The 23,372-nt window shown below is 66.1% G+C and carries 23 protein-coding genes and 1 pseudogene; 14 read left to right on the top strand and 10 right to left on the bottom strand.

What is annotated here, in order from left to right:
* Window positions 1–168 precede the first annotated feature (168 nt).
* The gene (locus tag BMZ19_RS15455; protein ID WP_244517255.1) at window positions 169–2,913 is read left to right on the top strand and encodes a DUF5801 repeats-in-toxin domain-containing protein; all 2,745 of its coding nucleotides are present in this window, start codon (window positions 169–171) and stop codon (window positions 2,911–2,913) included.
* Window positions 2,914–3,171: 258 nt separating this feature from the next.
* On the opposite strand, the gene BMZ19_RS15450 is transcribed toward BMZ19_RS15455, so the two are convergent.
* The gene (locus BMZ19_RS15450) at window positions 3,172–3,918 is read right to left on the bottom strand and encodes a response regulator transcription factor (RefSeq protein ID WP_090312429.1); all 747 of its coding nucleotides are present in this window, start codon (window positions 3,916–3,918) and stop codon (window positions 3,172–3,174) included.
* A 509-nt stretch (window positions 3,919–4,427) separates the two neighbouring features.
* Complete coding sequence (locus tag BMZ19_RS15445) at window positions 4,428–5,360, bottom strand: LysR substrate-binding domain-containing protein (RefSeq protein WP_090312428.1); 933 nt, start codon at window positions 5,358–5,360, stop codon at window positions 4,428–4,430.
* Between the two features lie 171 nt (window positions 5,361–5,531).
* Here BMZ19_RS15445 and BMZ19_RS15440 point away from each other — a divergent pair, with 171 nt between their 5' ends.
* Complete coding sequence (locus BMZ19_RS15440; RefSeq protein ID WP_090312426.1) at window positions 5,532–6,956, top strand: aspartate ammonia-lyase; 1,425 nt, start codon at window positions 5,532–5,534, stop codon at window positions 6,954–6,956.
* A gap of 98 nt (window positions 6,957–7,054) precedes the next feature.
* Here BMZ19_RS15440 and BMZ19_RS15435 read toward each other — a convergent pair whose 3' ends face one another.
* On the bottom strand, window positions 7,055–7,867 hold the full coding sequence (locus BMZ19_RS15435) for a helix-turn-helix domain-containing protein (RefSeq protein WP_090312424.1): 813 nt from the start codon (window positions 7,865–7,867) through the stop codon (window positions 7,055–7,057).
* Between the two features lie 170 nt (window positions 7,868–8,037).
* On the opposite strand from BMZ19_RS15435, the gene BMZ19_RS15430 reads away from it, so the two are divergent.
* The 3 genes from BMZ19_RS15430 to BMZ19_RS15420 all read left to right on the top strand — a co-directional run bounded on the left by BMZ19_RS15430 (window position 8,038) and on the right by BMZ19_RS15420 (window position 11,455).
* Window positions 8,038–9,483, top strand: coding sequence for an alanine/glycine:cation symporter family protein (locus BMZ19_RS15430; protein ID WP_090312422.1), 1,446 nt, complete (start codon window positions 8,038–8,040; stop codon window positions 9,481–9,483).
* Between the two features lie 116 nt (window positions 9,484–9,599).
* A complete protein-coding gene (locus BMZ19_RS15425; protein ID WP_090312421.1) occupies window positions 9,600–10,361 on the top strand; it encodes a substrate-binding periplasmic protein in 762 nt (253 codons plus the stop codon).
* A 101-nt stretch (window positions 10,362–10,462) separates the two neighbouring features.
* On the top strand, window positions 10,463–11,455 hold the full coding sequence (locus BMZ19_RS15420) for an asparaginase (protein ID WP_090312419.1): 993 nt from the start codon (window positions 10,463–10,465) through the stop codon (window positions 11,453–11,455).
* Window positions 11,456–11,498: 43 nt separating this feature from the next.
* Here BMZ19_RS15420 and glsB read toward each other — a convergent pair whose 3' ends face one another.
* Window positions 11,499–12,407 (bottom strand): glutaminase B, encoded by a 909-nt coding sequence (gene glsB / locus BMZ19_RS15415; protein WP_090312417.1) that lies wholly within the window; start codon window positions 12,405–12,407, stop codon window positions 11,499–11,501.
* Window positions 12,408–12,594: 187 nt separating this feature from the next.
* Here glsB and BMZ19_RS15410 point away from each other — a divergent pair, with 187 nt between their 5' ends.
* Entirely contained in the window at window positions 12,595–13,017 is a 423-nt protein-coding gene (locus BMZ19_RS15410; protein ID WP_090312416.1) for a PA0061/PA0062 family lipoprotein, read from the top strand.
* 53 nt (window positions 13,018–13,070) lie between these two features.
* On the opposite strand, the gene BMZ19_RS15405 is transcribed toward BMZ19_RS15410, so the two are convergent.
* Window positions 13,071–13,286 (bottom strand): dodecin, encoded by a 216-nt coding sequence (locus BMZ19_RS15405; protein WP_090312414.1) that lies wholly within the window; start codon window positions 13,284–13,286, stop codon window positions 13,071–13,073.
* Window positions 13,287–13,349: 63 nt separating this feature from the next.
* Window positions 13,350–14,387, bottom strand: a complete 1,038-nt coding sequence (locus tag BMZ19_RS15400; protein WP_425287176.1) for an aminopeptidase — start codon at window positions 14,385–14,387, stop codon at window positions 13,350–13,352.
* A gap of 109 nt (window positions 14,388–14,496) precedes the next feature.
* On the opposite strand from BMZ19_RS15400, the gene BMZ19_RS15395 reads away from it, so the two are divergent.
* Complete coding sequence (locus BMZ19_RS15395; protein WP_090312412.1) at window positions 14,497–14,910, top strand: PA0061/PA0062 family lipoprotein; 414 nt, start codon at window positions 14,497–14,499, stop codon at window positions 14,908–14,910.
* 49 nt (window positions 14,911–14,959) lie between these two features.
* Here the strand turns inward: BMZ19_RS15395 and BMZ19_RS15390 are convergent, their stop codons facing one another.
* A complete protein-coding gene (locus BMZ19_RS15390; RefSeq protein ID WP_244517254.1) occupies window positions 14,960–15,859 on the bottom strand; it encodes a LysR family transcriptional regulator in 900 nt (299 codons plus the stop codon).
* Window positions 15,860–15,994: 135 nt separating this feature from the next.
* Here BMZ19_RS15390 and trpB point away from each other — a divergent pair, with 135 nt between their 5' ends.
* Both trpB and trpA read left to right on the top strand, forming a co-directional pair.
* Window positions 15,995–17,227 (top strand): tryptophan synthase subunit beta, encoded by a 1,233-nt coding sequence (trpB, locus tag BMZ19_RS15385; protein ID WP_090312408.1) that lies wholly within the window; start codon window positions 15,995–15,997, stop codon window positions 17,225–17,227.
* Window positions 17,224–18,033, top strand: coding sequence for a tryptophan synthase subunit alpha (trpA, locus tag BMZ19_RS15380; protein WP_090312407.1), 810 nt, complete (start codon window positions 17,224–17,226; stop codon window positions 18,031–18,033). Before trpB ends, trpA begins: the two co-directional genes overlap by 4 nt.
* A 117-nt stretch (window positions 18,034–18,150) precedes the next feature.
* Here the strand turns inward: trpA and BMZ19_RS22225 are convergent, their stop codons facing one another.
* Together BMZ19_RS22225 and BMZ19_RS15370 are read right to left on the bottom strand one after the other, a co-directional pair.
* Entirely contained in the window at window positions 18,151–18,717 is a 567-nt protein-coding gene (locus BMZ19_RS22225) for a hypothetical protein (protein ID WP_139214694.1), read from the bottom strand.
* Between the two features lie 18 nt (window positions 18,718–18,735).
* Window positions 18,736–19,215 carry a hypothetical protein gene (locus BMZ19_RS15370; RefSeq protein ID WP_090312403.1) on the bottom strand — a complete coding sequence of 160 codons (480 nt, stop codon included), beginning with the start codon at window positions 19,213–19,215 and terminating at the stop codon, window positions 18,736–18,738.
* Window positions 19,216–19,566: 351 nt separating this feature from the next.
* Between BMZ19_RS15370 and BMZ19_RS15365 the strand changes: the two genes are divergently transcribed.
* From BMZ19_RS15365 to BMZ19_RS15355, 3 genes and pseudogenes are all read left to right on the top strand, one after another.
* Window positions 19,567–19,986, top strand: coding sequence for a secondary thiamine-phosphate synthase enzyme YjbQ (locus BMZ19_RS15365; RefSeq protein WP_090312401.1), 420 nt, complete (start codon window positions 19,567–19,569; stop codon window positions 19,984–19,986).
* Window positions 19,987–20,072: 86 nt separating this feature from the next.
* Window positions 20,073–20,351: pseudogene (locus BMZ19_RS15360) on the top strand (type II toxin-antitoxin system RelE/ParE family toxin); the annotation flags it as partial.
* Window positions 20,348–20,638: an addiction module antidote protein gene (locus tag BMZ19_RS15355; RefSeq protein ID WP_090312399.1), complete on the top strand. Its 291-nt coding sequence runs from the start codon at window positions 20,348–20,350 to the stop codon at window positions 20,636–20,638. The pseudogene BMZ19_RS15360 and the gene BMZ19_RS15355, both read left to right, overlap by 4 nt.
* A gap of 160 nt (window positions 20,639–20,798) precedes the next feature.
* Here BMZ19_RS15355 and BMZ19_RS15350 read toward each other — a convergent pair whose 3' ends face one another.
* On the bottom strand, window positions 20,799–21,326 hold the full coding sequence (locus tag BMZ19_RS15350; RefSeq protein ID WP_090312397.1) for a CAP domain-containing protein: 528 nt from the start codon (window positions 21,324–21,326) through the stop codon (window positions 20,799–20,801).
* A 260-nt stretch (window positions 21,327–21,586) separates the two neighbouring features.
* Between BMZ19_RS15350 and BMZ19_RS15345 the strand changes: the two genes are divergently transcribed.
* Both BMZ19_RS15345 and BMZ19_RS15340 read left to right on the top strand, forming a co-directional pair.
* Window positions 21,587–22,546, top strand: a complete 960-nt coding sequence (locus tag BMZ19_RS15345; protein WP_090312396.1) for a class I SAM-dependent methyltransferase — start codon at window positions 21,587–21,589, stop codon at window positions 22,544–22,546.
* A 66-nt stretch (window positions 22,547–22,612) separates the two neighbouring features.
* Window positions 22,613–23,371, top strand: a complete 759-nt coding sequence (locus BMZ19_RS15340) for an FRG domain-containing protein (RefSeq protein WP_090312394.1) — start codon at window positions 22,613–22,615, stop codon at window positions 23,369–23,371.
* Window position 23,372: the final 1 nt, after the last annotated feature.

Here is a 23,372-nt window from a genome sequence, read left to right as displayed (position 1 = left end):
TGCCCTGCACCTCCATACCGCTCTGCATCCCTGGTAGTCCGAAACTCCTGCCCCGGCTGGGAGTATCGGTCGATGCCCAATTCCCCGGCGCTTATTCATAGTCATGTTCTGTAGCAAAGAACGGTCATCGGCCAGGCGCAGATGACCGGCACTCCTCAGGAGGACATCATGGCTATCGAACTGAACCCAGGCGTCACAGTTACCGTTGATGAAACAGATGGCTTGCAGAACCTGACCGCCACACCAAGCCCTGCAGAGGACGCTAACGACAACGACATTCTGCTGGCATCCCTACCCTCGGCCTTCTCCAGCCGCTTGACGACACTTGGGGCAGGCACCGCATCGGCATTGGATGCGGCCTTGAGTGGCTATACCGGTGCCGCAGGCAACACTGGCAGCAATGCGTTCACCATCACCGCTGACCCGGGAGCAGGCATTACCGATATCAGCTTCGTCGACAGCGGTGGCGTGCCGCTCAATGGCCTGGACAGCGGGCTGGACACCCTCGATGGCACCAGTATCTATCTCTACACGGATGCCACCAACAACAACATCCTGCTGGGCCGCGCCGGAGGCGCAACCGGCGACATCGTGTTCGCGGCCTACATCGAGGAAACCGGATCGCCGGTCACCGGCGGCAAGATCTGGACCGTACTGTACGAACCGCTCAAGCATCCGGACACCAGCAACCCCGATGACGCGCTCAATCTGCTGGACAAGGTCTTCATCGGCGCCAGCCAGAACCTGGAATTCAGTCTGGCCAACGCGCCCTCCGGGCAGAACCTGTTCCTGATGTTCACCACGGCGGACCCGACGGTGGTCGAGGTCGCTGGTGTCATGCGGATCACCGATCCGACCATCATCGCCACCGGCAAGGATCCGGCCAACCAGTCGACCGGCGTCAACATCACCACGGGCGACACGATCAATACCAGCCAGGCGGGCGGCCCGACCACCTTCGGCACCAACAACCAGATGATCGTGGAACAGGAAGGCATCCGTTTCACCTTCGTCACCGGTGCCCGACAGGATGTGACCATTCCCAACCTGGATCAGAACGAAGCCGATCTTGAGTCCAACATCGACTTCACCGCCATGTTCAATGCGAGGAAGGCCGATTTCGACGTCGTGCAGTTGCAGAGCGGCAAGAGTGCTCAGGTAAAAATTAGCGCATTCACCACCGCTGCCGAACCTGGCGTGAACTTCATCGACGGATATGCGAACGATACGGCGGTTGCAATCACCAATGTTCGCGTCATCGACAACAACACCGGACTGGAAGTCACCACGGGCATTGCCATCAGCATTGTTGGTGGGGTTGCAAGCATCACCGGCGTCAAGGCCGACTACAAGATCGAATACACCACGGCGACGGATCACAACCGCGTACTGATCGAGAACGGCGCAGCTGTCGACGCCAAGGGCAATAACCACGCCGATTTCGATATCGGTGGCTTCACACTGCTCCAGGTCTCTACTGCGACCGCCGAAATCGGCTCCAGGATGATCTTCGAGGACGATGGTCCGTCGCTCGCCTTCGGCAACCTGGTCGGCACCGGTACGGACCTTGCGCAATACGGGTTCTGGAACATGGATGCCGGCGCTGACGGGCCTGATGCCGACGATCTGCAGATCGCGCTGACCGGATTCCAGCTCGGCGGCGTCGCCCAGGCCGCCGGGAGCTTCTCGCTCACCGAAGGGTCGCCTTCGCCGGACGGGAGTGGCAACTACATCTGGAACGGCTCGCTGTCGGGCGACTTCAACAACGACGGGACGGTGGACGCCGATCCCTTGACCTTCACGCTGACCGCGCTGTCGGACGGCACGTACGCGCTCGACCTGACAACGCCGGTGCAGTCGACGACGACGATCGACACCGCGGACGGCGGGCTGGGGGCCGGTGGCCCGGACCCGGTGCAGACGCTGTTCATTCCTGAGCCGCCGGCCACCCCCACGGAGACCGTCGTCTTCTTCTCGGCGAAGATCGATGCTTCGGCGGCCAGCATCGCCGCAGGGATTATCCTGGGGGCAACCGATCCCACGGAAGCACAGCTGGAAGGCCCCCCGCCGGCATCGTTCATCGACCCGCGCAGCATGAACGTCAGCACCTCGGGCATCGGGGTGGACAACAACAACCTGAACGGCTACGGCGCGAGCGGCAACCTCGCGGTAATCGATGATCCCGATGGTCCGGACAACACCGATGGTGGGCAGAACATCCCGTCGGACGACAGCTTTGTCGTCAACCCGGGCACGTTGGTCGACATGGTGCGCGTGTTCATCGACAACTCGGTGACCGGCTACGACTACACCGGCGGCGAGCGGCTGCAGTACCGGGTCTTCTATGCAGACGGTACCTGGTCGAACTATACGACGGTGGTCGGCGACCTCGGCAAGGGGGCGTTGCCGCAATTCTTCGAGATCGATGGTGCGGGTCAGAAGATCGACGCGGTGCAGCTCACGATGCTGTACGGCGAGATCAAGATTCCCAACATCCAGTTCGTCACCGTGACGGAGAGCCTCGCGAAGGACATCAGCCTGGACTTCACCGCGTCCTTGACCGATGCGGACGGCGATATGGTGTCGAGCAACTTCTCTGCCGATCTGTTCACGAACGAGGCGGCCGGCGCGACTTACGACTACGAGCTGATCGGCACGACGCTCGTGGAAGAGGCCTTCGATGTCGATCTGGCGTCGACGCGGAACGACTACCTGATCAACGGCTTCGATGCGAGCCTAAACCTGCGCGACACGCTGGTGCTCATCGGCGACCCGAACGTCCAAGCGAGCGACATCAACATCGACATCAGCGGCGCTGATAGCATCGTGACGGTTGCCGAGTCTGGCGGGCAAACAACCACCATTACCTTGGTCGGCGTCGACCTTCTGGCCAGCGACATAGTCATTGCCTGATGGATCGAGCGCGTGAACGGATGCGAGGGTGGCGTAGGAGCCACCCTCGCATTGCTTCTGGCAGCTCCAAGCAGCGCCAATATGGGTTCTGCACGATCGTAGCCGCCGTGAACTCCAGAGCCCGCAAGACTGGGAGAGCATGGCGGGTGCATACAGGTTCATGCGGCAGGAAACAACGCGAACGCGACCTGGGAACCCTGCGGCAGGCCACCGACAAGCGCGGCGACACGCTGACGGCCTGGGTGCCTCAAAGGAGGCTCAGACCGTCTTGTCTTGATGTGAAGTTCTGTCCAATTCCACCCAACTGGACTCGGGCGGATCGTCGTCGTCGTTGGTGAGCCCATGCTTCAACGCGTACATCAGCAAGTCGACGCGATTGACGAGCTTGAGCTTGTGATAAATGTTGCTGAGGTGGTTATGCACGGTGTGCTCGCTGATACCCAGGCGCACGGCGATGCTCATGTACTTGGCAGACGGGTCCCCGACGATGGCGCGAATCAGCTCCCTCTCGCGCAGCGTCAGCTGCGCCTGTTTCTCCTGCTCCACATTGCACTTCAAGGGTATGTGCCCGCTCGCGGCATAGCCGGAAAGTCCACCGGCCCAGGCTCTATCCAGCCCGATGTCTCGACGGTGGACCTTGATGATGGCCTGGACGATCGATTCCGTCGGGTCTTCGGCCAGCACGATGCCGCGTGCGCCCAACTCTATCGCCTGTGCAACGGGGGCGGCCTCGTACAGTCCCTTGAGCACCAGCACTTTCGTTTCGGCGCTGCGGGCGAGTCCCGTGATGACCTCCAGCGGATCCAGCGCATCCGGAAAGAAACTGAAAAAAATGACATCGGGGCTCAACTGATCGGCAAGATCCAGCGCCCTGGTATAGGTGGTGGCCTCACCGCACACCTCCATCCAGGGCCTCTTGGCATTGATCAAGTCGTGAAGCCCCATGAGGACGAGGGGACGACAATCGATCAGCATCACGCGTATCGGTTTTCTGCGGGCCGGCATTACCTTCCTCGCTCCCCTGAAAAATGAACTATGGCCTCAACCAATTGCACTGGCGGGGTTGCGGACGTGTCCAAAAGCCGAGTAAAGCCACCGAAGATTCGGGAAACAAACACCTGCCAATAGCCAGAATGTGATGTCCATCACCTTTTGGCCAACGAGCTGAGTCTAGGCCAGCCCGGCGCGCTGGCAGCCCGCCCATCCGCCCGTCGTTGACTCAAGCCCCGTGCGGACAACCCGGCCGGCGCCCAAAGACGAGCCATAAACCCTATTAAATGAATGGCTTATGCTCGCCGCAAGCGACCTGCGGCGACAGTCTGCCCCTGGACCTAATTGTCAATCGACCGACGAGTGGAGCACAAGAAAGTACAAAAGCAACACCACCGTCAATCTGCCGGCAAACCCTGCCTCGCCGAGCCACCCAAGGGGCCAGACCTTGGCGAAATCCGCGAATAGCACTTACCGCCCCTGTCCTGCGGGTTCGCAATTCAGCTCATCGTGACCTCCGCGGCCTATCGGCCACCCGGCATCGCCCCGCCAGGCTCCTCCGTCTTGCCCTCCTCCAGCGCCTTCCACAACCGCCTTACCGCCGGCTTGTGGCGCAGGGCGCAGCGGTGCAGGCGGATTTCCAGCGGCACCTGCCAGTGCTCGCCGCCGCACACCACCAGCTCGCCGCGCGCCAGTTCGGCGGTCACCGACAGCCGCGGCACCCAAGCCACGCCGAGGCCCTGCAGGGCCATGCTTTTCAGGCTGTCGGCCATCGCCGTCTCGTACACGGTGGTCGAGCGCAGGCCGCGCTGGCGCAGCAGCAGGTTGACCGAGCGGCCGAGGAAGGCGCCGGCGCTGTAGGCCAGCAGCGGCACGTTCTGCCCGCTTTCGAGATCGAACAGCGGCTGGCCGGCGTCGTCCACCGCGCACACCGGCAGCATCGCCGTGGTCCCCAGGTGCAGCGAGGGGAACAGCTCCGGGTCCATGCGCAGGGCGGCCTCCGGATCGTAGTAGGCGAGCACCAGGTCGCAGGCGCCGTCGCGCAGGGCGTGCACCGCATCGCCGACGTTGGTCGCCACCAGCCGGCTGCTGATCGCCAGGCCGGCGCGGCGCAGGCCGGCGATCCACGCCGGGAAGAAGCCGAGGGTCAGCGAATGGGCGGCGGCGAACTGGAGCACCTCGCCCTGCTGGCCTTCGAGGTTGTGCAGGTGGCGCACCACCTCGCCGAGCTGCTCGACCAGGCTGCGCGCGGTGATCAGGAACAGCTGGCCGGCCTCGGTCAGCTCCACCGGGGTGCGCGCGCGGTTGACCAGGGTCAGCCCCAGCGCCTCTTCCAGGGTCTTGATCCGCCGGCTGAACGCCGGCTGGGTCACGCAGCGCTGCTCGGCCGCCCGCGAGAAGCTGCGGGTCGCGGCCAGGGCGACGAAGTCCTCCAGCCATTTGGTTTCCAGGTTCATCGCGCCTCCAGCGGCCGCTGCCGGATTCCCCGGCGTCAATTTGTCGTTACAGCGCCATTATGCCGATTCGGCATGACCCAGCAAGCAACAGCATTGGCCGCCATGGCGCGCAAGCCCTTAGTCTAAGGGCATCGCGGCGCTGCCCGCATTAACCCAGAGACTGATCGCATCATGTCCGCTGCTGCATCCTTCCGCACCGAAAAAGACCTGCTCGGCACCCTCGACGTCCCCGCCGAGGCCTACTACGGCATCCAGACCCTGCGTGCGGTGCAGAACTTCCGCCTGTCCGGCGTGCCGCTGGCGCACTACCCCAAGTTCGTCACCGCCCTGGCCATGGTCAAGCAGGCAGCCGCCGACGCCAACCGCGAGCTGGGCCACCTCAGCGCGGCCAAGCACGCGGCGATCAGCGAAGCCTGCGCACGGATCGTCCGCGGCGATTTCCACGAGCAGTTCGTGGTCGACATGATCCAGGGCGGGGCCGGCACCTCGACCAACATGAACGCCAACGAGGTGATCGCCAACATCGCCCTGGAAGCCATGGGCCACGCCAAGGGCGAGTACAAGTACCTGCACCCGAACAACGACGTGAACATGGCGCAGTCGACCAACGACGCCTACCCGACCGCGATCCGCCTCGGCCTGCTGCTCGGCCACGACACCCTGCTGGCCAGCCTCGACAGCCTGATCCAGGCCTTCGCCGCCAAGGGCGAGGAGTTCGCCCACGTGCTGAAGATGGGCCGCACCCAGCTGCAGGACGCCGTGCCGATGACCCTCGGCCAGGAATTCCACGCCTTCGCCACCACCCTCGGCGAGGACCTCGACCGTCTCAAGCGCCTGGCGCCGGAGCTGCTCACCGAGGTCAACCTCGGCGGCACCGCCATCGGCACCGGGATCAACGCCGACCCGCGCTACCAGCAGCTCGCCGTCGACCGTCTGGCGGCGATCAGTGGCCAGCCGCTGGTCCCGGCCGCCGACCTGATCGAGGCCACCTCGGACATGGGCGCCTTCGTGCTGTTCTCTGGCATGCTCAAGCGCACCGCGGTCAAGCTGTCGAAGATCTGCAACGACCTGCGCCTGCTGTCCAGCGGCCCGCGCACCGGCATCAACGAGATCAACCTGCCGGCGCGCCAGCCGGGCAGCTCGATCATGCCGGGCAAGGTCAACCCGGTGATCCCCGAGGCGGTCAACCAGGTGGCCTTCGAGATCATCGGCAACGACCTGGCACTGACCATCGCCGCCGAGGGCGGCCAGCTGCAGCTCAACGTCATGGAGCCGCTGATCGCCTACAAGATCTTCGATTCCATCCGCCTGCTGCAGCGCGCCATGGACATGCTGCGCGAGCACTGCATCGTCGGCATCAGCGCCAACGTCGAGCACTGCCAGGCGATGGTCGAACACAGCATCGGCCTGGTCACCGCGCTCAACCCCTACATCGGCTACGAGAACGCCACGCGCATCGCCAAGCTGGCGCTGGACAGCGGGCGCGGCGTGCTGGAGCTGGTGCGCGAGGAGCAGCTGCTCGACGACGAGATGCTGGCCGACATCCTGCGTCCGGAAAACATGATCGCCCCGCGGCTGGTGCCGCTGAAGGGCTGACCCATCCCCGCCCGTCACGGGCGGGACACCCCGTTCCAGGCGCCGCCGGCCTGCTTATTGTCGGCAAACATGACCAGCCGGCGGCGTCTGACACTCTCCTACTCGATCTCGAACAGGCCGTCGCGGATATGCGCGCCGGCCAGGCGCTGGCGGATGTCGGCGTCGATACGCGGGTCGTCCGGCCGGTAGAGCATCAACTGGCGATAGGCGTTGACCCGGTTGATCTCACTGCCGAGGTAGTCCCACACCACCCGGGTGCAGGCCGGCGTACGCCGGTCGCCGCTGGAGACGCCGGTCTTCAGGCCGTTGAGGCGGGTGATGCGACTCTTGAAGCTGGGAATGAGGATGGTCTGGCTCATCTCGTTGCTGGTCAGCGACTCGTAGTCGATCAGGAACAGACGGTCCTGCAGGTAGAAGGCCGCGCCCAGGTAGCGACAGCGCGCCCACTCCTCGCCTTCGCTGGCGAGGGCCGGGGCCTGGCGCTCCTGACGCTCGAACAGGTAGCTGCCGCGCTCGGCGCGCAGGTGCACCAGCGAGACCAGGATGTAGCCGGGCACCGACATGCAGTTGGCGTATTCGAAGTAGTAGCCGCAGTAGCGATCCAGGCTGGAGGCGTGGTCGCGCAGCGGCTGCAGCAGGTCGAGCAGCGGATCGCTCGCCGGCTGCGGGTCCGTCGCGCCAGCGCGCACGCCGATCAGGCGGGCGAACTGTTCGGCCGGCAGACCCAGCTCGTACTCCTCGACCCCGAAAAAGTCGCAGATGCGCTTGAGGTTGTAGGGAGTCGGGCGGCTCTGGCCGCCGAGGTACTTGTTGAACTGGGCGCGGTTGATGCCCAGCTTGCGGCAAACCTCGGCGATCGAGCGGTAGTGGCTGCAGAGCAGCTTGAGGTTGTGACCGAGATGCTCGGACATGGCGCTGCTCCTGTGGCGCGAGTGACGCGATTGTAGCGCCAACCAGCGCCAACTCGCCGTCACCCGCGAAATTGTCTGACCGGTGGACTTGGTCAACCATTGCCGCTTGCGCGGCAGACACTTGTAACACCTGGCAACACTCCTACTAGAACAACAAGAGAGGCACCCCCATGCTCGATCTTCTCAACGACCTGCTCTGGAGCAAGGTCCTCATCGTCGCCCTGGTCGGTATCGGCCTGTTCCTCACTCTGCGTTCGTCCGTGGTGCAGATGCGTTACTTCGGCGACATGTTCCGCATCTTCGCCAGCGCCACCCAGCGCAAGGAAGGCCAGCTCAGCTCGTTCCAGGCGCTGATGCTCAGCGTCGCCGGTCGCGTCGGCGCCGGCAACATCGCTGGCGTGGCGGTAGCGATCATGCTCGGCGGCCCCGGCGCAATCTTCTGGATGTGGGTCGTCGCCCTGCTCGGCATGGCCACCAGCTATTTCGAGTGCTCGCTGGCGCAGCTGTACAAGCGCCGCAGTGCCGACGGCACCTATCGCGGCGGCCCGGCCTTCTACATCCTCCACGGCCTCGGTCAGCGCTGGATGGCGGTGCTGTTCTCGGTACTGCTGCTGGTGACCTTCGGCTTCGGCTTCAACGCCCTGCAGTCCTTCACCGTGGCCAGTTCGATGCACGACGCCTTCGGCGTGCCGACCATCGTCAGCGGCGCGGTCCTCGCGGCGGTCATGGCGCTGATCATCTTCGGCGGCATCAAGCGCATCGCCAGCATGGCCGATGTGCTGGTGCCGATCATGGCGGTGTCCTACATCGGCATGGCGCTGTTCGTGGTCGGCAGCAACATCGGTGAAGTGCCGGCGACCCTGGCGCTGATCGTCAAGAGCGCGTTCGGCCTCGAGGAAGCCTTCGCCGGCAGCGTCGGCGCGGCGATCCTGATGGGCGTCAAGCGCGGCCTGTTCTCCAACGAGGCGGGCCTGGGCAGCGCGCCCAACGTCGCCGCGGTGGCCGAGGTTGCGCACCCGGCCGCCCAGGGCATCGTGCAGTCGCTCAGCGTGTTCATCGACACCATCCTGGTGTGCACCAGCACCGCGCTGATCATCCTGCTCTCCGGCGTTTACCAGCCGGGCACCGAGATGGCCGGCGTGGTACTGACCCAGACCGCCCTGGCCGCCCTGGTCGGTGAGTGGGGGCGGATCTTCGTCAGCACGGCGCTGCTGCTGTTCGTGTTCACCACCCTGGTCTACAACTACTACCTCGGCGAGAACGCGCTGGGCTTCTTCAGCCAGAAGCCGGCGCTGGTCAAGGTATACCGCGCCCTGGTGATCGCCCTGGTGCTGTGGGGCTCGGTGCAGGACCTGTCCACCGTGTTCGCCTTCGCCGACGTGACCATGGGCCTGCTGGCGCTGGTCAACCTGGTGGCCCTGGTCCTGCTGTACAAGACCGGCCTGCGCCTGATGCGCGACTACGACGCGCAGATCAAGGCCGGTGTCGAGCAGCCGGTGTTCGACCGCCGCCAGTACGCCGACCTCGACCTCGACCAGGCCGCCTGGCCGCTGCCCCCGACCACCGGGCCGGCCGCCAGCGCCGCACCGGCCAGCGTCGCCGCCCAGCGGGGCTGAGTCATCCGGCCGGCAGCCTCTGCCGGCCGTCCTTTGCGGGTCCCCGCTGGCCAAATTGTTGTCGGCAGCCTTACCGGCCAGCGGGGCCTTTTTACAATCTCTGCGGAGAACTCACCATGCCGAAGATTCTGGGCTGGCTCCTGCTGCTCGCCCTGTTGCTGGGCCCCGGTGCCACCCATGCCGGACTCCCCGCCGGTTACCGCATCAATCTGCTGACCGAGAACTTCCCACCCTTCAACATGGCCGCCAACGGCCGCAACTTCGCCCGCGACGCCAAGATCCAGGGCCTGTCCACCGAACTGGTGCGCGAGATGTTCGTGCGCGCCGGTCTCGACTACAGCCTGACCCTGCACTTCCCCTGGGATCGCATCTACCGCCAGGCCCTGGAAACCCCGGGCTACGGGCTGTTCTCCACCTCTCGCCTGCCCGAGCGCGAAGCACTGTTCAAGTGGGTCGGGCCGATCGCCCAGTACGACAGCGTGCTGGTCGCCGCGCCCGAACGCCGCTTCGAGCTGGGCAGCCTCGAGCAGGCCCGCGCCTACCGCATCGGCGCCTACAAGAACGCCGCGGTCAGCCAGCACCTGCAAGGTCAGAAGATCAACGCCATCGACACGCTGAGCGACCAGGGCAACATCGACAAGCTGCTGCGCGGACAGATCGACCTGTGGGCCACCTCGTCCCCGGTCTGGCAGCATCACGCCCGCGCCGTCGGCGCCGAGGGCCTGCATGAGGTGCTCAAGTTCCACAGCGACCCGCTGTACCTGGCCCTGCACAAGGACACCCCCGACGAGGTGGTGCAGCGCCTGCAGCGCGCCCTCGACGAACTGCGCCGCGAGGGCTGGAGCGCCTGCACCGCTGAGCCGCAGCTGTGCCAGTGAACCCGACGCAGGGCGGCAGCGGCTAATGGCTAGCTGCCGTCGGCCCGTCCATGCTGCGACAATCCCGACCTTCCGTTGACGCGCGTCCAGGAGTCGATGCCATGAACGCCCCCCACAAGCTGCTGGTGCTCTACACCGGCGGCACCATCGGCATGCAGATGAGCGCGGACGGCCTGGTGCCGGCCGCCGGCTTCGAGGCGCGCCTGCGTGCCGAGCAGGCAGCCCATCCCGAGCGTCCGGCGCCGGACTGGGTGTTCCGCGAACTCGCGCCGCCGATCGACAGCGCCAACATGACCCAGAGCCACTGGCTGGCGATGCGCGATGCCATCGTCGCCGCGGTCGAGGAGGACGGCTGCGACGCCGTGCTGCTGCTGCACGGCACCGACACCCTGGCCTACAGCGCTGCAGCGCTGTCCTTTTTGCTGCTCGGCCTCGGCGTGCCGGTGCTGCTGACCGGCTCCATGCAGCCGGCCGGCGTGCCCGGCAGCGATGCCTGGCCCAACCTGTTCGGCGCCCTCGCCGAACTGGCGCGCGGCGTCACCCCCGGCGTGCACCTGTACTTCGCCGGCCATCTGCTGCACGGCGCACGCACCAGCAAGCTGCGCAGCGAGGACTTCGACGCCTTCGCCGAAGTCGCCCGCCCGCGCCACGGCCAGGCGGCGGCCGAGCTGCCGGCCACCCTCACCTGGCGCCAGCCCCGCCAGCCGGCGAATGTCGCCGCCCTGCCGCTGTTCCCCGGCCTGCAGGCCGCCCACGTGCAGGCGCTGCTGGCCAGCGGCGTGCAGGCCCTGCTGCTGGAGTGCTACGGCAGCGGCACCGGCCCGTCCGACGACGAGGCGCTGCTCGCCGCGCTGCGCGAGGCGCACGCGCGCGGCGTGGTGCTGGCGGCGATCAGCCAGTGCGCCGAGGGCCACGTCGAGTTCGGCGTCTACGCCGCCGGCAGCCGCCTGGCCGCCACCGGCCTGGTCAGCGGCGGCGGCATGACCCGCGAGGCGGCGCTGGCCAAGCTGTTCGCCCTGCTCGGCGCCGGCCTGGCGCCTGCCGAGGTGGAACACTGGTTCGCCCTGGACCTGTGCGGCGAGCTGCGCGACTGATCCCCCGCGATGAGGGCGGCGCGACCGCCGCCCCTCTCTCCATTCAGAACACCGACCAGCCGATCCGCTCGCTGAGCTTCTCCAGCGCCGCCATGCCGGCCAGCGAGTTGCCCGAGGCGTTCAGCTCCGGCGACCACACGCAGACCACGAAGCGCCCCGGCACCACCGCCACCAGCCCGCCGCCGACGCCACTCTTGCCCGGCAGGCCGACCCGGTAGGCGAAGCTGCCGGCCTCGTCGTACAGCCCGCTGGTGGCCATCACCGCGTTGACCTGGCGGGTCTGCTGCGCCGTCAGCACCTGCTCGCCGCCGTGCGGGCAGACGCCCTGGTTGGCGAGGAAGGCGCAGGCGCGGGCCAGGTCCACGCAGCTCATCGCCAGCGCGCAGTTGTGGAAGTAGCTGCGCAGCACGGCCTCCACCTCGTTGTCGAAGTTGCCGAACGACTGCATCAGGTAGGCCATGGCCGCGTTGCGCGCCCGGTGCTGGTATTCGGAGTCGGCCACCTTGGCGTCGGAGAGGAGCTGCGGGTTGCCGGACAGGCGACGGACGAAGTCGCGCATCGACAGCGCCGGCGCGGCGAAGCGCGACTGGTTGAGGTCGCTGATCACCAGCGCGCCGGCGTTGATGAACGGGTTGCGCGGCTTGCCGCGCTCCAGCTCCAGCTGCACCAGCGAGTTGAACGGCTGCCCGGACGGCTCGTGACCGAGGCGCTGCCAGATCGCCTCGCCGGAATGCTGGATGGCCTGGACCAGGGCGAACACCTTGGAAATGCTCTGGATGGAAAACGCCGTATCGGCATCGCCGGCGCTGTACAGCTGCCCGTCCACGCCGTACACGGCGATGCCCAGCTGGTTGGCCGGCACGCTGGCCAGCGCCGGAATGTAGTCGGCTACCTTGCCCTGCCCAAGCAGCGGGCGGACCTCGTCGAGAATCTCGTTCAACAGCTGTTGCATGACCGGCGTGGACTCGTGCGGTGGGGGAGGAAAATAGACGCCTCCACCCTATCGCGAGAGCACGGCCGGCGGGCTCTTTCCGGCAAAAAAAACGCCCCCCGTCGGCCCGGCAGTCGCCGCTCGCCGCAGCCCCGCCGACTATGCGCTATGGTCCTTTACAGGTCCTGCGCACTTGCCGGAGAACGTCATGCGCCGTCCATTGCTCTTCCTGCCACTCCTGTCCCTCCTCCTGCTCGGCGCCTGTGCCAACCGCCTGCCGCCACACGACCCGCAACAGGCATGGATCGACCTGCGCGGCCCAGCGGGCAGCCAGGTCGGCGCCGACCGCCTGAACGACCAGCGTTGGCCCGACCACCGCTATTTCCAGGTCAGCCCGGGCGAACACAGCCTGCAGACCCGAGTCGGCTTCGAGGTGTCGAGCAGCAACCTCGGCCGCGCCGACGCGGAAGTCTGGCGCACCTGCATTGTGCAGGTGGACTACGACGGCTTCAGCGCCGGCCAGCGCTACCAGCTGGAAGCCCGCCCGTACGGCTTTCGCGCCATGGCCCGGCTGCGCGACAGCAGCGGCCAGGTGGTGGCCCGTGGCCGGCTGGTGCGTTGCGGGATCTAGCGCGGGATCCGGGAAGCGGCGGGAGCGGTTGACCGCGCCCCCGCCACGCCGACTCAGCTGCCGACGATGCGGAAGCCGATCTTGACGCTCACCTGCCAGTGGCCGACCTTGCCGTTGGTGATATGTCCGCGGGTCTCCACCACCTCGAACCAGTCCATGTTGTGCACGGTCTTCGCCGCTTCGGCCAGGGCGTTGTTGATCGCGTCCTCGATGCTGACGCGCGACGAACCGACCAGCTCGATCTTCTTGTAGACGTGGTTATCCGACATGACGGGCGCTCCTTTGCGCAGGGGGTCTCCTGAACGCTAGTCAAGCCTGGGCGAGCCGGCAAATCAGTCGGCTGGCTGCAGGAAGGCCAACCTGCGCCGGCGCTCCTCTTCCGGCAGACGGGCCAGCTCGCCGACCCGGGCGTAGAAGCGCCGCCAGTCGCCGCCACTCTCGCGAAACAGCGCGGCGAAGGCCGGTACCCACTGCTCGTAGAGACCGAACGGCAGCAGACGGGCGTTGTTCAGCGGACGGGCGAACCAGTCGTCGAAGCGCCCGTCGCCCTGCCAGGGACCGTCGCGCAGGGCCACATAGTCGTGGCGCAGGCGCTGGAACTCGGCCTGCTTGGCCTCACGCAGGTGCTCCGTGGCGAGCGGCTGGGCGTAGAGCTTTGCCAGGCGCGCGCGGCTGGCCAGCACCAGCTCGACGAACTGCTCGCGCTGGCGCGCCAGGTGCGCAGCCGGTGGCGGCAGATTGCGCGCGCGGCGCCACTGGCGCAGGCCCTCCTCCTCGACGAAGCGGGCGAAGGATTCGTTGAACGCGGTGTCGCCGGGCAGGTACAGGCGCTGGTGGGCCAGCTCGTGGAAGATCAGCCCCGCCAACCGCTGGTCGTTCCAGGCGAGCATGCCGCCCAGCAGCGGGTCGTCGAACCAGCCGAGGGTGGAATAGGCCGCGACCCCGGCCACCTCGGTGTCCAGCCCCTGGACCCGCAGCAGCGCGGCGGCGCCGCGGGCGCGCTGCTCGTCGAAGTAGCCGCGATAGGCCACGCAGCCGGCAATCGGGAAGCAGTGGGTCAAAGGCTCCAGGGAGAACTCGGCGCTGGCGAACAGGTTCCACACCACGTAGGGGCGCTGGAGATCGGCGTACAGCCGATAGCTGCGGTTGTCCGGCAGGGCCAGCCGATTGCTGGCGAAGTCGCGGGCTTGCTGGGCGCGCTGCAGGCGCTGGCGCAGCTCGGCCGGCTGGGCGGGATCGGCGAGCAGCTCGTCCACCGGCTGGCGTGCCTGCAGCAATTGCCACTGACCGCCGGCCAGCTGCGCGTAGTAGCCGAGGCTGGAGCAGCCGCTGAGGAGGACGAGCAGGGGAAGCAGGCGCAGCATCGACATGGGGGTCCAGGCGAAGGTCGTTTGCCGGCACGCTAACCGATCGTCCCAGCTGCCGCCAGCCGCGCTGCGGCGCTATGCTGAACACTCAGTCACCACGGCAGAGCCCGCCATGCGCTCCCTGACCCTGCTTGCCGCCCTGGCGCTGCTCGGCGCCTGTGCCAGTCCCCTGCCCTCACCCGACCCGCAGCAGGCGTGGATCGAGCTGCGCACCGAGCCCGGCGAACTGCTGATGGCCGACAGCCTGGACGGCAATACCCTCGCCGACGGCCGCTACTTCCAGGTCAGCCCCGGCGCCCACCGCCTGCAAGCCAGCTACCGCTTCGAGCTCTACGTCGGCTCGCTGTTCGCCCGCGACCCGCTGCAGATGCTCTGCTACCTGCGTTTCGACTACGACGGCTTCGTCGCCGGCCAGCGCTACCGCCTCGAGGCACGCCACCAGCTGCAGCAGACCGAATCCTGGCTCAGCGACGCCAGCGGCAAGCGCCTGGCCGACGGCCAAGAGTGGCACTGCATTCACCAGTAGGGGCGAATTCATTCGCCATTACGCGGCATTCTGGCGAATGAATTCGCCCCTACGGGTTCGGCGCCAGCTCCGCCCGCAGCCAGTCGGCCAACTCCACCGCACGCCGGTCGGCGCCGCGCGCCGGCACCCACAAGGCGAGGCGCGCCGGGGTTTCGACGAAGCCCCAGGGCGCCTCCAGACGCCCGGCGGCCAGGTCGTCGGCGACCAGCAGCTGCGGCGCGATGGCCACGCCGAGGCCGGCCACCGCCGCCTCCAGCAGGTAGTAGAGATGCTCGAAACCCTGGCCGAGGACCAGCCCGGCCGGGTCCAGATTCTGCGCCTGCGCCCACTGCGGCCAGGCCTGCGGGCGCGAGGCAGTATGCAGCAGCGGCTCGCCGAGCAGCGCGCTCGCCGGCGCCGCGCGCAACGCCGCGTAGCGCGCATGGCGGGCGGACAGCACCGGGCCGATGCGCTCCTCGGCCAGCTCGAACACCTGCATGTCCGCCGGCCACGGCGGCGCGGCGAACCACAGGGTGGCGTCCAGCCCCGGCCGGCGCGGGTCCAGCTCGCCCTCGCTGGCAGAGAGCTGCAGGCGCAGCTGCGGCAGGTCGCGCTGCAGGCGGTCGAGGCGCGGGATGAACCAGCGCGCCAGCAGGCTGCCCGGACAGCCGAGCACGAACGGCGCCTGCTCGCGGCCTTCGCGCAGCTCAAAGCACACCTCGCGCAGCGCGGCGAAGGCATCGCCGGCCACGCCGCTCAGGCGTAAACCTGCATCGGTGAGTTTCACGCCGCGTCCGTCCTTGACCAGCAGGACCACGCCGAGGTGTTCCTCCAGCGCGCGCAGCTGGCGGCTCACCGCACCGTGGGTGACGTGCAGTTCCTCGGCCGCGCGGCTGACGCTGCCGAGGCGCGCGGTGGCCTCGAAGGCGCGCAGGGCATTCAGCGGCGGGAGGTCGCGGGACTGGCTCATCTGTGAGTTTTCCTGACAGGTTGTGGCGATCTTATCGCTTTTCTCGCCGCCCGCCATTGGTTAGTTTGTCGCCATCGGCAAGACTTGCCCGCAGCCACCCCAGGCGCCTGCCCTCGCCCCCTACAGGAGCACCGCATGACCCAGACTTATTCCCACGGCCCCGACCCGCGCGGGCTGTTCGGCCCGTTCGGCGGCCAGTTCGTCGCCGAAACCCTGATGCCGCTGATCAACGACCTGGCCGCCGAATACGAGAAGGCCAAGAAGGATCCGGCCTTCCTCGAAGAGCTGGCCTACTTCCAGCGCGACTACATCGGCCGCCCGAGCCCGCTGTACTTCGCCGAGCGCCTGACCGAGCACTGCGGCGGCGCGAAGATCTACCTCAAGCGCGAGGAGCTGAACCACACCGGCGCACACAAGATCAACAACTGCATCGGCCAGATCCTGCTGGCCCGGCGCATGGGCAAGAAGCGCATCATCGCCGAGACCGGCGCCGGCATGCACGGCGTGGCCAGCGCCACCGTCGCCGCACGCTTCGGCCTCGAGTGCGTGGTGTACATGGGCACCACCGACATCGACCGCCAGCAGGCCAACGTCTTCCGCATGAAGCTGCTCGGCGCCACGGTCATCCCGGTCACCGCCGGCACCGGCACCCTCAAGGACGCCATGAACGAGGCGCTGCGCGACTGGGTGACCAACGTCCACGACACCTTCTACCTGATCGGCACCGCCGCCGGCCCGCACCCCTACCCGGCCATGGTCCGCGACTTCCAGTCGGTGATCGGCAAGGAAACCCGCGCGCAGATGCTCGCCCAGGAAGGCCGCCTGCCCGACTCGCTGGTCGCCTGCATCGGCGGCGGCTCCAACGCCATCGGCCTGTTCCACGAATTCCTCGACGAGCCGAGCGTGAAGATCGTCGGCGTCGAGGCGGCCGGCCACGGTGTCGACACCGGCAAGCACGCTGCCAGCATGGCCGGCGGCGCGCCGGGCGTGCTGCACGGCAACCGCACCTACCTGCTGCAGGACGCCGACGGCCAGATCACCGACGCCCACTCGATCTCCGCCGGCCTCGACTACCCCGGCGTCGGCCCCGAGCACGCCTGGCTGCACCAGGTCGGCCGCGTCGAATACGTGCCGATCACCGACGACGAAGCCATGCAGGCCTTCCAGAAGTGCTGCCGCCTGGAGGGCATCATCCCGGCGCTGGAGTCGTCCCACGCCCTGGCCGAAGCATTCAAGCGCGCGCCCAGCCTGCCCAAGGACCACCTGATGGTGATCAACCTGTCCGGCCGCGGCGACAAGGACATGCAGACCGTGATGCACTACCTGTCACTTGATGAACAAGCCGCCGCCGAGGAGACCCGCGCATGAGCCGCCTGCAGAGCCGCTTCGCCGCACTGAAGCAAGAGAACCGCGCCGCCCTGGTCACCTTCGTCACCGCCGGCGACCCGGACTACGCCACCTCGCTGGAAATCCTCAAGGGCCTGCCGGACGCCGGCGCCGACGTGATCGAGCTGGGCATGCCGTTCACCGACCCGATGGCCGACGGCCCGGCCATCCAGCTGGCCAACATCCGCGCCCTCGGCAACGGCCAGAACATGGCGAAAACCCTGCAGATGGTCCGCGAGTTCCGCGCCACCAACCAGGACACCCCGCTGGTGCTGATGGGCTACTACAACCCGATCTTCTGCTACGGCGTGGCGCGCTTCGTCGCCGACGCCAAGGAAGCCGGCGTCGACGGCCTGATCGTGGTCGACCTGCCGCCGGAGCACAACGACGAACTGTGCGACCCGGCCCAGGCCGCTGGCATCGACTTCATCCGCCTGACCACCCCGACCACCGACGATGCCCGCCTGCCGACCGTGCTCAACGGCAGCTCCGGCTTCGTCTACTACGTCTCGGTCGCCGGCGTCACCGGCGCCGGCGCGGCGAGCATGGAACAGGTAGAAGAAGCGGTCGTCCGCCTGCGCCGCCACACCGACCTGCCGCTGTGCATCGGCTTCGGCATCCGCACCCCCGAACACGCCGCCGAAGTGGCCAAACGCGCCGATGGCGCGGTAGTGGGGTCGGCTTTGATCGACAGGATTGCCAAGGCTGCTTCGCCGGCTGAGGCGGTGAGTGGGGTGTTGGGGTTGTGTCGGGAGTTGGCGGAGGGGGTAAGAGGGGCGAGGAGGTAAGCCCTCACTTCACCTGCGCTTGAGGTAAAAGAAAGCCGCTACTTCCGGGAGGGAGCAGCGGCTTGTTCGTAGATGTTGACTCTTACCACACGGAATTGACCGCCTGAACAGAGTTCATTACTCCTCAACCAAATCGATAACCCTACGCCTTGCCAAAGCGACATCCAGTTTCCTTGACTCGACAAGACGGATGATCCCACCTGCAATCTCTTTCTCGATCTTCCCGGCCGTCACGAGAATCCCTACAGACTCAAAGAGCTCCGATTTTTCGTCGACAATAACCGTTAACGATTGACTTTCATGAGTCACACAAATTTTTTTCGAGATTGATTTTATGTAGCCTTCACGAACAGCATCCTGACGCGCACCAGAACGGATCAGTTTGGATACTCCATAGCCCGCCAATCCTGCGACTGCCGCAGCGCCAACCACCCAGCCAATCGGAGTGGTTGTAACAAAAACACCACCCAAAGCACTTGCAAGCGTACTCGAGCCTAACAAGGTAGTTGCACCTACCGAACTGGCGATAGCACCTGCAGAAGCTGCACCTGCAACAGCTGCACCTGCAGTTACACCGACTTCGCCAGCAAGACCAACCCTGTCACGCCTTTTAAGCTTTTCTATGGCGTTACGGTAGTCGGATTCTGTTAGCTCCTTTCTCGCAGCGTCCTGACTATCACTCATCAGGGCACCTCCTAGGCATCAATCATTCAGATGGCTTTTGACAGCCTTGAATATAGCGACAAACAAGCCAAAAAAACTCTCAGCAAGAGTAATAAGTCCAGACTCTATGCTTCCGTCAGCTTTGGGGGTCTGCATTGCTGCACCCACAGCTGCTCCTGTCAGTGCACCAATGGCCGCAACATATGGGGCGATAATCGCGCCGACAAATGGAATACCAGAAGCCAACACACTGAAGGCAGCACCAACCGCAGCTCCAACAAATACTTTCGGATTATTCTCCACGAATTCAAAAACTTTCATGAGAATGATTTTTCCAATGGCAACGGACTCCCCTGCCATCCTCTTGGTCACACCCCAGAGCCCCTCTAGTCTAGTCATCAACTCCGGCGGCCAGCCAGAGCTAATCTTAGAAACCATGACTTCCTCAAAGTCCGCATCAACAACCTCGGCATTCAGCATGCTGAGCCTGATTAGAGCTTGTTTTTCTGTCAGTTCCATATGCTCTCCCATTTGAGCAATTGATATCAAAGACCATCGACAGCTGACCACAGCCTATACAACTGCCGGATCGGTAGGAAGTAGGGTGGACAACGGCGCAGTCTTGTCCACCGATCCGTCTCGGCAGAGGCGGACAATCGCTGCGCGAGTTGTTTGATCGTGCCCCCCGCGTGGGCACTCACGCTGAGCCGCTCCTGTGGCTGGACGCGGAGCGTCCAGAACTCAGGCTCCCACACCGGAGCGTGGGAGCCATCAGGAGAAGTTACCCACAGCGGAGCGCGCGGCTTTTGACCTTCTCCCCACCACAGCAAATAATCCCGCTCCCTTTCCCTCCCCGCAGGGCGCCGGACCATGTGGCACCAATACCGCCTCCAGCTCAAACCCCGCCATCGCGGCTTCCATCTGGTCACCGACGAAATCCTCGCCCACTGCCCGGCGATCCGCGAGATGCGCGTCGGGCTGATGCATGTGTTCATCCAGCACACCTCCGCCTCCCTGACCCTCAACGAAAACGCCGACCCGACGGTGCGCAGCGACTTCGAGGCCTGGTTCAACCGCGCCGTCCCCGAGGACGAGCCCTACTACCAGCACACCCTCGAAGGCAGCGACGACCTCCCCGCTCACATCAAGAGCAGCCTGCTGGGCAACAGCCTGAGCCTGCCGATCAGCAACGGGCGGCCGAATCTGGGTACCTGGCAGGGCATCTACCTGTGCGAGCACCGCGATCATGGCGGGGCGCGGACAGTGGTGGTGACCTTGCACGGGGAATGAGCCGCTCTAGGTCGAGCCTGCAGCCGGGTGGCGCTTGCGCAACGTATCCACTCGGATACACTTGACGCATGGCCTACCTCATCTAGCAAACCGACACCTTCGCCAACTGGCACACCGCGTTGCGCGACCTGCGCGCCAGGATCGCCATCGCCCGGCGCATAGACCGTGCTGCGGCCGGCAATCTGGGCGACGTGAAGCCGGTGGGCGAGGGAGTTTCGGAGATGCGTGTGGATGTTGGACCGGGCTACCGGCTGTACTTCACGCGGCGTGGCGAGATGCTGATTCTGCTGCTGTGCGGTGGGGACAAGTCCTCGCAGTCGCGTGACATTGCGCTGGCCAAGAGGCTGGCTGGAGAGATCGAATGAAACCCGTGATTACCGAGTTCGACCTGGCGGCGCTGCTCGACAGCGAGGAAGCCATCAGCGAATACCTGTCCCAGGTGCTGGCCGAGGGCGATATCGACGAACTGATTCGCGCCGTCGGCCACGTCGCCAAGGCGCGCGGCATGGCGCAGATCGCCCGGGACTCCGGTCTGGGACGCGCAAGCCTGTACAAGGCCTTCGCCCCCGGCGCAAAGCCCCGTTTTGATACTGTGGTGAAGGTGATGCGCGCAATGGGCGTCGAGCTGGCGGCGCATCCGCTGCGGGCCTGACCCCACCACACTGCTTGGCGGAAGGCCGGCAATTGATCGTGCCCACGCTGCCGCGTGGGCACGTACTCCAAACCGCTCCTGCGGCTGGACGCAGAGCGTCCAGAGGTCGGGCTCCCACGCAGGAGCGTGGGAGCCATCATTTGCGCTCCGGCGGATCACCTCAATACGGCGCCCGCCCTATGAAGTTCCCCTTCGGCTCGTAGTGGCACACCACGATCATCTTGTCGTCGCACTCGCTGACGCCGCAGCCGAGGCGGCGGGTGTCGCGCCAGACCATCTGGGTGTAGTGGCCGCTGGGTGCCCAGTTGTGCCGCTTGAGCGGGCCGCCGCGATAGAGGCGTTTCTCCCGCGCCCAGGACCGGGCGGCGTCGCGCACCTCGTAGTGGTCGACGGTGGCCCGGTACAGGTTCTCGCCGTAGCCCGAGCCGCGGCTGTGCTGCATGCGGCAACTGCTGTCGGCGAGGCGGTCGGCCCAGCGCTGGGCGGATTTGGCGACCTGCGGCGACCATTGCAGCGGCCGCACGCCGACATCGGCGCGCGCGCGGTTGTGTTCGCGCAGCAGGTCTTTCACCTCGTCCGGGTAGAGCCGCGAGCCGTTCGCGCCGGAGGCGGCCGGGGCGCTGGGGCAGGCGAGCAGCAACAGGGAGGCAACGCAGATCGACAGGTAGCGGGCAGGGCGGGTAGGCATGGGGAGTGCTTCGAGTGGGTGGGAACGGGAATGGATTTATTGGTGGAGCGCAGACAACGCGCCGCCCGCCGCGTTCCCGACGTCCGGCCTGTGGCGGCAGATAGCCGCCGGACGGCTGCGGCGCGGGGCGCTTGCGCGCAGCCACGCGTCTGCGTCGGGACCCCGGCACGAACAGTCAGCGGCGTTTCATCGCCGGAGCAGCACCGCCAGCCCCTCGGCTGCGCTTAAAATACGCCGCAACCTCTGCCCGATACCGAGCCATGCATCCACAAGCCATCGCCACCCTGCACGAGCAATTGATCTGCGCCCTGAGTTCCCTGCCCGACGAAACCCGCCGCCTGTTTCACGGCCGCGGCCGGCGCTGGGCGGGGCTCGAACATGTCACCGCGGACTGGCTGCAGGGCGTGCTGCTGGTGGCGCTGTTCCGCGAGCCGGGCGAGGCCGAGCTGGCCGCACTGAAGCAGATGCTGATGGCCCTGAGCGAGTCCCCGGCCTGGCAGGCCAGCCAGGCGCACACCCTGTTGCTGCAGCACCGCTACCTGCCGGAGAGCACCACCGAGTTCCTGCGCGGCGAGCCCATCGACGAATGGCTGATCAGCGAGAATGGCCTGCGCTTCAAGCTGGATATCGGCAGGAAGCAGAACAACGGCCTGTTCCTCGACATGCGCTACGGCCGCCGCTGGGTGCAGGAGCAGGCGCAGGGCAAGCGGGTGCTCAACCTGTTCGCCTATACCTGCGGCTTTTCGGTGGCGGCGCTGGCCGGCGGCGCCGAGCAGGTGGTCAACCTGGACATGGCCAAGGCGGCGCTGAACCGCGGGCGCGACAATCACCGCCTGAACGGCCAGGATCTCGACCGGGTGAGCTTCCTCGGCCATGACCTGTTCAAGTCGTGGGGCAAGCTGAAGAAGTACGGTCCCTACGACCTGATCATCATCGATCCGCCGTCCTTCCAGAAGGGCAGCTTTGCGCTGACCAAGGACTACCAGAAGATCCTCCGCCGCCTGCCCGATCTGCTGACCGCCGACGGCACGGTACTGGCCTGCGTGAACGACCCGGCCATCGGCGTCGACTTCCTGATCGACGGCATGGCCAGCGAGGCGCCCAGCCTGCTCTTTGTCGAGCGCCTGGAAAACCCGCCCGAGTTCGCCGATATCCACCCCGACAGCGGCCTCAAGGCGCTGGTGTTCACCCAGCACGGCGCCGCCGCTCACCCCGCGTAACCGAACCGGGAGCGAGCCCGCGCGGTTCGCTCCCGGTGCAGTACCCAGCCAACAGGTTTTTCGAACATGAACAAGGGAACGCAACCCCGCTGGACATCCGGCCGAGTCCGCGACGGCATCGAGGAGATCCACATCCGCAAGTGGAACTTCTTCATCGACTACGTGCAGGAAACCTTCTCGCCCGGCTGCGGCTGGATCTATCGCGGCCATCGCAAGGACTACTACAAGCTCGAGTCGACCATCGACCGACGGATCGCCGACAAGTCGAAGACCGCCAAGCTGCGTCAGGAGCAGCTCAACCGCTTCAAGATGGCCATCCGCGGCAAGCGTGGCGCCAATCCGCCGCAGTACGACGAGCCGCTGGAGTGGTGGGCGCTGGGCCAGCACTTCGAGCTGCTGACGCCGCTGGTCGACTGGACCCACTCGCCCTACACCGCGGCGTTCTTCGCCTTCGCCAACACCGACAAGGACGACACCCGCAAGCGCATCGTCGTGTCGCTGAACAAGCGTGAAGTGGAGGAGCGCCCCAATCTGGCGAAGATGGTGCGCTTTTACACGCCGAACTCCGACGAGAATGCCCGGGTGCTCGGCCAGAACGGCCTGTTCTCCTATTCGGAATCCGGCGAGGAGCTGGAAGCGCTGATCGCCCATGAGTTCGCCGGCTCGAACCGGGCGGTCATCCGCAAGATCCACCTGCCCAACGCGGAACGAATCGACGTCCTGCGCGGCCTCGAGCAGATGAACATCAACCACCTGACGCTGTTCCCGGACCTCAGTGGGGCGAGCAACTACGCCAACATGCAGTTCGAGCTTTACTCCAACTAGC

The sequence above is a fragment of the Pseudomonas linyingensis genome, assembly GCF_900109175.1.
In the GTDB taxonomy this organism is placed as follows: Bacteria; Pseudomonadota; Gammaproteobacteria; order Pseudomonadales; family Pseudomonadaceae; genus Geopseudomonas; species Geopseudomonas linyingensis.
The sequence above is the reverse complement of the archived record's forward strand: the minus strand, read 5'-3'. Positions and strand labels throughout refer to the sequence as shown.

Excerpts from the sequence above, each read along its gene's own strand:
- BMZ19_RS15455 (WP_244517255.1), top strand. The coding sequence starts at position 169 with ATGGCTATCGAACTGAACCCAGGCGTCACAGTTACCGTTGATGAAACA.
- BMZ19_RS15450 (WP_090312429.1), bottom strand. The coding sequence starts at position 3,918 with ATGCCGGCCCGCAGAAAACCGATACGCGTGATGCTGATCGATTGTCGT.
- BMZ19_RS15445 (WP_090312428.1), bottom strand. The coding sequence starts at position 5,360 with ATGAACCTGGAAACCAAATGGCTGGAGGACTTCGTCGCCCTGGCCGCG.
- BMZ19_RS15440 (WP_090312426.1), top strand. The coding sequence starts at position 5,532 with ATGTCCGCTGCTGCATCCTTCCGCACCGAAAAAGACCTGCTCGGCACC.
- BMZ19_RS15435 (WP_090312424.1), bottom strand. The coding sequence starts at position 7,867 with ATGTCCGAGCATCTCGGTCACAACCTCAAGCTGCTCTGCAGCCACTAC.
- BMZ19_RS15430 (WP_090312422.1), top strand. The coding sequence starts at position 8,038 with ATGCTCGATCTTCTCAACGACCTGCTCTGGAGCAAGGTCCTCATCGTC.
- BMZ19_RS15425 (WP_090312421.1), top strand. The coding sequence starts at position 9,600 with ATGCCGAAGATTCTGGGCTGGCTCCTGCTGCTCGCCCTGTTGCTGGGC.
- BMZ19_RS15420 (WP_090312419.1), top strand. The coding sequence starts at position 10,463 with ATGAACGCCCCCCACAAGCTGCTGGTGCTCTACACCGGCGGCACCATC.
- glsB (WP_090312417.1), bottom strand. The coding sequence starts at position 12,407 with ATGCAACAGCTGTTGAACGAGATTCTCGACGAGGTCCGCCCGCTGCTT.
- BMZ19_RS15410 (WP_090312416.1), top strand. The coding sequence starts at position 12,595 with ATGCGCCGTCCATTGCTCTTCCTGCCACTCCTGTCCCTCCTCCTGCTC.
- BMZ19_RS15405 (WP_090312414.1), bottom strand. The coding sequence starts at position 13,286 with ATGTCGGATAACCACGTCTACAAGAAGATCGAGCTGGTCGGTTCGTCG.
- BMZ19_RS15400 (WP_425287176.1), bottom strand. The coding sequence starts at position 14,387 with ATGTCGATGCTGCGCCTGCTTCCCCTGCTCGTCCTCCTCAGCGGCTGC.
- BMZ19_RS15395 (WP_090312412.1), top strand. The coding sequence starts at position 14,497 with ATGCGCTCCCTGACCCTGCTTGCCGCCCTGGCGCTGCTCGGCGCCTGT.
- BMZ19_RS15390 (WP_244517254.1), bottom strand. The coding sequence starts at position 15,859 with ATGAGCCAGTCCCGCGACCTCCCGCCGCTGAATGCCCTGCGCGCCTTC.
- trpB (WP_090312408.1), top strand. The coding sequence starts at position 15,995 with ATGACCCAGACTTATTCCCACGGCCCCGACCCGCGCGGGCTGTTCGGC.
- trpA (WP_090312407.1), top strand. The coding sequence starts at position 17,224 with ATGAGCCGCCTGCAGAGCCGCTTCGCCGCACTGAAGCAAGAGAACCGC.
- BMZ19_RS22225 (WP_139214694.1), bottom strand. The coding sequence starts at position 18,717 with ATGAGTGATAGTCAGGACGCTGCGAGAAAGGAGCTAACAGAATCCGAC.
- BMZ19_RS15370 (WP_090312403.1), bottom strand. The coding sequence starts at position 19,215 with ATGGAACTGACAGAAAAACAAGCTCTAATCAGGCTCAGCATGCTGAAT.
- BMZ19_RS15365 (WP_090312401.1), top strand. The coding sequence starts at position 19,567 with ATGTGGCACCAATACCGCCTCCAGCTCAAACCCCGCCATCGCGGCTTC.
- BMZ19_RS15355 (WP_090312399.1), top strand. The coding sequence starts at position 20,348 with ATGAAACCCGTGATTACCGAGTTCGACCTGGCGGCGCTGCTCGACAGC.
- BMZ19_RS15350 (WP_090312397.1), bottom strand. The coding sequence starts at position 21,326 with ATGCCTACCCGCCCTGCCCGCTACCTGTCGATCTGCGTTGCCTCCCTG.
- BMZ19_RS15345 (WP_090312396.1), top strand. The coding sequence starts at position 21,587 with ATGCATCCACAAGCCATCGCCACCCTGCACGAGCAATTGATCTGCGCC.
- BMZ19_RS15340 (WP_090312394.1), top strand. The coding sequence starts at position 22,613 with ATGAACAAGGGAACGCAACCCCGCTGGACATCCGGCCGAGTCCGCGAC.